The organism is Mesobacillus sp., from assembly GCF_047739415.1.
Taxonomy (GTDB): Bacteria; Bacillota; Bacilli; order Bacillales; family Cytobacillaceae; genus Mesobacillus.
Map to the genome: position 1 here is coordinate 1 of NZ_JBIQOE010000247.1, position 6,571 is coordinate 6,571.

Genomic DNA, 6,571 nt, shown 5'->3' on the forward strand with positions numbered 1-6,571 from the left:
ACTGAAGAGGATAAACAGAACTTTGAAGACTTACGGAAAACACTTCGTGAAGTTGGATTAGGATTAAATATTACTATAAGTGCCAATATGGATTCTTTTATGAGCCAAGCAGAGGCATTAAATGAAAAGATTGAATCCCCATTAAATTAATATATATTTGATATTGTGCTAACGGGTGCTTATGTTTCACAAGATTATTTAAACTTTAGATGCGAAAACGCAATAAAACAAAAAAATAGCGTGAAAACTGATGTCAGTTTACACGCCATTTTCTTTTTCATTTATAAGAAGGTTGTGGCAGGTCAGTAGACTTTGCTTTAATTCTTCACTAACCCTTTCTGAATCGTAGGCACAAACAGAAAGAAGGTTTGTTTGATTCACAATTACATCAGCTTCTTTTTCAGAACCCATTAATTTTTTGCTTACCTCTGGCTCATCTCGCCATTCTACATGTGCCCAGCTCCGGACAGTTAAGTTTTCTGAATAACCTTCAATTAGGTTCGGGAGGAAATCGAAAATAGAATTAATGCTAAAGTCTCCCTTGTCATAATAAAAGTCATAATTATTGATAAACTTCACTTTTTCTAAACGGCTTTCATCCAATAAGTCTGTGAGTCTTTTTTGAATCAATGGTATAATTCGGTCATTTTCTACAATGATGGAATACTCATTTCGTTCTAATCCCGAGATGACAAAGTCAACGACATTAGAAATATATCGGTCCTGATCTTGGAAAAAATATATCCCATGTCCCTTGGCCAGGCTTGCAATTTCATTAACCTCTTTTAAATGCACACATTCCAAATTAGCACCCCGTTGTATTGTAGACATATAACACTATCATTAAATTGTAACATACTTAGCTGTTAATTTGTGTTTTAATAAAATATATCTAAAGGAAAAGCCTTATTAAAGTTACAAAGTTGCATGCATCAAGCTTATGGAACATGTAGGCGGTAAGGGATTTACTGAAAAATGAAGAAGTGCGTGTTCGTGGGATGGTCTGTATGAAAACAGGAAGGTTTAATCGTCATGGTTTTGACCAAAAAACCTTCCTATACTTATTCTTATTTCTTAAACTTCTCCGGGAACTGCTTTACAACTGCATCTGAAATGGCATCGGCCATCATGATGATATGGGTCATTCCGTCGTCAATTGAAACAATTCTTGCTTGCCAATCTTTTTTCAAGCTTGCATTTAGGTCATCTGCCACCAGTTCCAGATGTGCGTACATTAACTTTTTTACGTCTTCATTTTTCAAGTAAGGGTTGGCTTTGCTGAGGAATGTCGCGATATCGTCAGCATTTCTGAACCATCCTTTGTTTAGCTGTTCGAGCTTTGCTTTATCACCACTTTTAGCTGCTTCAACAATGCCACCGGCAATAACTATATGCTCCTTAAGTAAGTCTGCAAGTTTTTTTCCAGCTGCCTCACCGTATACCGGTTTGATTGAGTTTCCGATATCCTCCTGGTTTCTTAGGAGCCTTTCAAGGACGTCTTTTTGATCCTCAGCACCTGCTGTTGTTGCACTTGTAATATAATTGCTTGTCCACAATACATGGTCAATCCATAGTCTCCGGAAATCATTCTCGAATTTTACCTCGGATTGGGTTATACACTTGTGCTGTGGTTTAGCGAAGGCAGGTGTTGATCCGGCCATCATATTCAGCGGCAATAATAAAATAAAACCCATCAACAATAATTTTTTCATCGTACTCATTCTCCTTCGTAGGTTAATAACATCCTCCTTTATTATTTATATAGTCCATTTCTTTTATCCAGGAGCTTCAGCATAAAATAAAGACCGCCCAAAGGCGGCCACCAGGTTAGTGCAATTTACTTAAATCATAATACTGTACAGTTTTTCCATCACGGTCGAACTGGATGATCAATTTGTTTTTATTAAATTGATAGATGAATTGTCCGCAAGTCGCGCTTTCGTAGCAGGAGACGTTCTTTACTTCATTAGGGTATCCGTATACATCAAAAACCTGGCTTTTGTCTTTCGGAAGGGAGCTGAGTTTTAAATATTCCGGATAGACTTGCAGTCCAAATACTGAGCCATTCTCCATGTTAAAATTCACGCGAACTCCTGCACCCTCGCCATTGTAATACAGCGACCTGATATTCAACTGGTCCTCGGTTTTTATCGGCTTTCCGAACTGCTGCAGAAGCTGGCTGTATGTGGCCCCAACCTGCACACCATTAACAAGTAGATTCTTACTCGTTACAATATAGGCATCTTTAATTCCTTTTTTGCGCAACAGCTCTTTTTGTTTCTCCGCATTTGTCTTTTTTGAAAAAACGCCAGCCTGGATGCGGTAATAAGTTTTATCATTAATGACCTTAGTAATGGCTGCAGCTTCAATTCCTTTCTTTTTTAGACTAGCGATTTGCTTTGTTGCATTGTCTTTCTTGGTAAAAGAACCTCCAACAACTGCATACATAGGCTCTGATTCTGCAACGCCAGGAAGCATCAGCTTTTGCCCAGTATAAATGGTATTGTTCTTTAAACCATTGAAATCCTTTAACTCCTGGACAGTCAGGTTGTATCTTTTAGAAATGCTGTAAAGTGTATCACCTTTTTTGACAGTCAGAGAGTGGTCATCTGCATAACCAAACCCGTTGGCGAAAAAGAGTAATGAAACCATCAACAAGATGCTCAACCCGAGCTGCATGAAACGTTTTGTCTTCTTCATTTTTTATCACCTCAAATAGTTTGACGAGATGATTTCAACAGAGTTTCGAAGGGATAAGCCTATTTTTACATGAAGGAATAAATGGGTGGAGCCCTTGAAACTACTATTGACATTGCTAACTGTAAAGTTTAATATTACAGTATCGGTATATTATATCTAAAAAGATTTTATTATTGCTTATCTGTAATTTTTATTATTACAGTTAGACAGAGGAGCTGTTGATCAAAATGGTTACTTTATATATTACATCAAGCTGTGCGTCTTGCCGGAAAGCAAGGGCATGGCTACAGGAACATCAAATTGATTTTATTGAAAGAAATATCGTATCTGAGCCACTTACTGTTGATGAAATCAAATCGATTCTTCGATTGACAGAGGATGGGACGGAAGAGATTATTTCGACGAACTCAAAAGCCTATAAGCAGCTGGATATGGATATTGACTCTCTTCCGCTGAATCAATTATATGAATTAATCAGAAGAAATCCGCAAATGCTGCGCCGCCCGATTATCCAGGACCATAAGCGGTTGCAGGTTGGCTACAATGAAGAAGAGATTCGCAGCTTCTTGCCGCGCAAGCTGCGTACGTTTAATGGCTTAGAGTGGGATAGTATCGCGACCTAGTTGCTTTTGCTTTAAATCAGACTGGATAAAAGGTAATATATAGCATAACAAATAGTTACTTTTGTTAGGAGGCAGGCAATGAACAGCGATTTTACCCTGGCCATTCACAGTTTAACCCTGCTTGCACTGCAGCCGGACAGAATGTCGACAAGCGAAGCCATCTCAGAGAGTGCAGGGGTTCATCCCGTGCGGATCCGCAAAGTGCTGGGCTTGTTAAAAAAACATGGCTTTATCAAATCAAAAGAAGGTACCGGCGGCGGCTTCATTTTTGCGCTCGATTTAAATGATGTAAACCTCTGGGATATATATAAGCTGACCTCCGAAGGTGCACTACAGCCAAAGTGTCCTGACTCTAATGAAAAATGTATGGTCGGAGCGAATATGCACAAGGTTCTGTTTGCTATTTTCCTCGGTGCCGAAGAACATCTGGGGGAATTTTTGAAGCATTATTCGATCAAAGAAATAGTGGACCTGGTAAAAGAAACGAACTGTTGTGACTAAGGAGCCAACGACTTCTTAGTTAATAAATGTAATGAAAAATATTACAGATTAAATGAATGAGGTGACTTATATGTTGTCCAATAATAACAGTATTTTAAGAGTAGGCGATTGGATTAAGGGGAAATCCCGAGATGGTGAATTATTCATCGGATATATAGAGTCACTTGATATTTTAGACGAAAAGGTTAATGCAACGATTACATCAAGTGATGACGATTCCATGGTTGGCAAAACCATTCCGATTTCTACAAGTGGAGTCAAGAAACTGCCGGATCCGAAAGTGAAAAACAAAGAGCAAATTCAATATCTCATTGATCTTGCGCTTGCCACAGGCGATGAAGAATGGTTCCTGGAGCTTTCTGAAAAGCTGAACTCGATGAGAGAGCTAGTAAAAGGTGTGTAAAATGAAGGCGGTCCTTCCTTTTGAGGAGGGACCGTCTTTTTGTTATTTCATTCCTAGTGCCTTTTTGGTGGCTGGTCCAGCGATGCCGTCAACCTTGAGTTTCTTCGCTTTTTGGAATTTCTTTACGGCTGCTTCTGTAGCAGGGCCGAATACTCCGTCGATTCCTTTTGTGCTGTAGCCCTTCTTTGTTAGAGCCTGTTGCAGCTGCTTCACTTCTGCGCCTCGCATGCCTTTTTTTAGGACAGTGCTTGTTGGTGCAGCGATAACTGGAACAGCAGCCTGGCCTGTAACCTTATATCCATTAGCGGATGCGATCGCGTTAAAGGACTTTTTGGAAGTTGTGATGACAACAGGTGTATTGACTTTAACCTGATCATAAAGCCACTGCACCTCGTTGTCGTACATCCGGACGCAACCGGCACTCACATATCCGCCGATTGATTTAGGGTTATTATTGCCGTGAATGGCATAGGTTGTTCCCCATGTTCCTCGCGCATTTATGCCGAGCCATCTGTCGCCAAGAGGATTCCGTGGGTCTCCTCCAGGGATGTTCCCGCTGTAATAAGGACGATTCTTGATTTTGTTAACGATTTTGAACTTGCCCTCGGGCGTATAAGAAGCTTTCCGCCCAGTTCCCACCTTAAACGTTTTAACCAGTTTATTACTTTTGTAATAAGCCAGTTGATTGTTAGACTTATTGATGATAATCATGTCACCGCCAGAAGCCTCTGCAGGTGCCTCAAAGAACAACAGCGATACTAGAAGCATCATCGAAACCAGCAACTTTTTAATTCCCCAACCCCCTTGTTCTCAAAACGTATTTTCACCTTTATAAACGATTTTTTATGATAAAAGTTACATATATTACCGTTATATGGAAATAAATATCTTGACAAAAAATTCAAGTTATTTGTCGTTTTATGGAGGTTTTTTGAAAAAAAACGGTTCAACTTCCGAAAATCTTCCCATAATGGGTAAGGAAGGAGTGGGAGTGTTGAATCATTATTTATCAATTGCTGTAGAATTAACGAGCGGATTTGTATTTCTATTTATCATGACAAAATTACAAGGGAAGACGCAGTTCTCCCAAATTACTCCGTTTGACTTCATTTCAGCGATCATCCTTGGTGAGCTGGTAGGGAATGCCATTTATGACCATGAGGTTAAGATAGGGGAAATTGCCTTTGCCGTGACCTTGTGGGGAGTGCTTGTTTATGTTACAGAGACAGTTACTCAAAAATTCCTCAGTTCGCGTAAATTGCTTGAGGGCGAGCCGAACATTGTGGTCCGCAAAGGAAAGATTAAATTTGAGGCTTTAAAAAAAGCGAAGTTGGATATCAACCAGTTACAGAGTCTTGTCAGGCAGCAAGGCTACTTTTCTTTGCGGGAAGTAGAATACGCGATCATCGAAACGAATGGAATGGTCAGTGTCCTGCCAAAAGCGGATTATGACACACCTAAAAATAACGATATGAAAATCAAAGCAGAAGATCCAAGCTTGCCAGTTAACATGATTCTTGACGGGGAAGTAGTTCGCGAAAATTTAAAAGAAGCAGGCTTGGACGAACAGTGGCTGAAAAATGAATTAGAGAAGCAAAAAATACACCATGTTGAAGATGTGCTATTCGCGGAATGGATGGAGAATGAACCACTTTTTGTGCTGGAATATGAGAAGAAGGCGAACTGAACATTAGCTGAGCCAGGCACTTGTTGAGTCAGCTTTCTCTAATTGATTTTGTACTCCGTTGATCTTTGTCGCGATTTTGGGCCAACGGGGATTAATTCATGTTCAACGAGGATTAAAATTGGGTCAACGGGGAATAAATCGTGCTCAACGGGGATTAAGTGGGCCTAACCGTTAAAAAACCTTCTTCAACCGTTAAATTATTTGCGCTAACCGTATAATTAAATGAACCAACCGTAGAAATATTAGTGCCAACCGTTAAATTACGAATAATTAACCATTAAAGCACGAAAAAGCTGAACCTATGAATGGAAATTAGGTTCAGCTTTTTGCTGTCTGCTGTACAGTTTTTGGGTTTAGTCAGAAAAATAACAGATGAGACTTGTTTAAAGTTTAAAGAGTGTCGAAAGAGGTGAATTTAGAAGCCTTAGGTATGTGTCACTTAGCTTCTTAGTGTATAAAGTGATTTTGGTAGAGTAATTGGCATTTAAAAAGACTGAAACTAAAGCTTCTCCCAAACGTATTAGAGTTTAAAAGACTAATACAAGGAGTTAACTAATGGGTTACTTTGATAGAGTAAAAGAAATTCAGCAACTTCAATGGGAGTTATTAATTGATTATTGGTATTTGTATATTGGTCTTGTTTTATTTGGAATAGTC

General features: G+C 39.3%; 8 protein-coding genes. 4 read left to right on the top strand and 4 right to left on the bottom strand.

Translation table 11 applies throughout. The annotated features are described in order from the left end of the window. Positions 1–258 precede the first annotated feature (258 nt). The 3 genes from ACH0QE_RS19280 to ACH0QE_RS19290 form a co-directional block, all read right to left on the bottom strand. Positions 259–831: an MEDS domain-containing protein gene (locus tag ACH0QE_RS19280; RefSeq protein ID WP_415802107.1), complete on the bottom strand. Its 573-nt coding sequence runs from the start codon at positions 829–831 to the stop codon at positions 259–261. Between the two features lie 236 nt (positions 832–1,067). Then, on the bottom strand, positions 1,068–1,712 hold the full coding sequence (locus ACH0QE_RS19285; protein WP_415802108.1) for a glycosyltransferase: 645 nt from the start codon (positions 1,710–1,712) through the stop codon (positions 1,068–1,070). A gap of 115 nt (positions 1,713–1,827) precedes the next feature. Further along, positions 1,828–2,700 carry a LysM peptidoglycan-binding domain-containing protein gene (locus ACH0QE_RS19290; RefSeq protein ID WP_415802110.1) on the bottom strand — a complete coding sequence of 291 codons (873 nt, stop codon included), beginning with the start codon at positions 2,698–2,700 and terminating at the stop codon, positions 1,828–1,830. Positions 2,701–2,927: 227 nt separating this feature from the next. Here ACH0QE_RS19290 and spxA point away from each other — a divergent pair, with 227 nt between their 5' ends. From spxA to ACH0QE_RS19305, 3 genes are all read left to right on the top strand, one after another. Continuing rightward, positions 2,928–3,323: a transcriptional regulator SpxA gene (gene spxA / locus ACH0QE_RS19295; RefSeq protein ID WP_415802111.1), complete on the top strand. Its 396-nt coding sequence runs from the start codon at positions 2,928–2,930 to the stop codon at positions 3,321–3,323. A 78-nt stretch (positions 3,324–3,401) separates the two neighbouring features. Further along, on the top strand, positions 3,402–3,824 hold the full coding sequence (locus ACH0QE_RS19300; RefSeq protein WP_415802112.1) for an RrF2 family transcriptional regulator: 423 nt from the start codon (positions 3,402–3,404) through the stop codon (positions 3,822–3,824). A gap of 70 nt (positions 3,825–3,894) precedes the next feature. Then, on the top strand, positions 3,895–4,227 hold the full coding sequence (locus tag ACH0QE_RS19305) for an IDEAL domain-containing protein (protein WP_415802113.1): 333 nt from the start codon (positions 3,895–3,897) through the stop codon (positions 4,225–4,227). 42 nt (positions 4,228–4,269) lie between these two features. Here the strand turns inward: ACH0QE_RS19305 and ACH0QE_RS19310 are convergent, their stop codons facing one another. After that, positions 4,270–5,010 carry a L,D-transpeptidase family protein gene (locus ACH0QE_RS19310; RefSeq protein ID WP_415802114.1) on the bottom strand — a complete coding sequence of 247 codons (741 nt, stop codon included), beginning with the start codon at positions 5,008–5,010 and terminating at the stop codon, positions 4,270–4,272. Positions 5,011–5,221: 211 nt separating this feature from the next. Here ACH0QE_RS19310 and ACH0QE_RS19315 point away from each other — a divergent pair, with 211 nt between their 5' ends. Beyond that, positions 5,222–5,914 (top strand): DUF421 domain-containing protein, encoded by a 693-nt coding sequence (locus tag ACH0QE_RS19315; protein ID WP_415802115.1) that lies wholly within the window; start codon positions 5,222–5,224, stop codon positions 5,912–5,914. Positions 5,915–6,571: the final 657 nt, after the last annotated feature.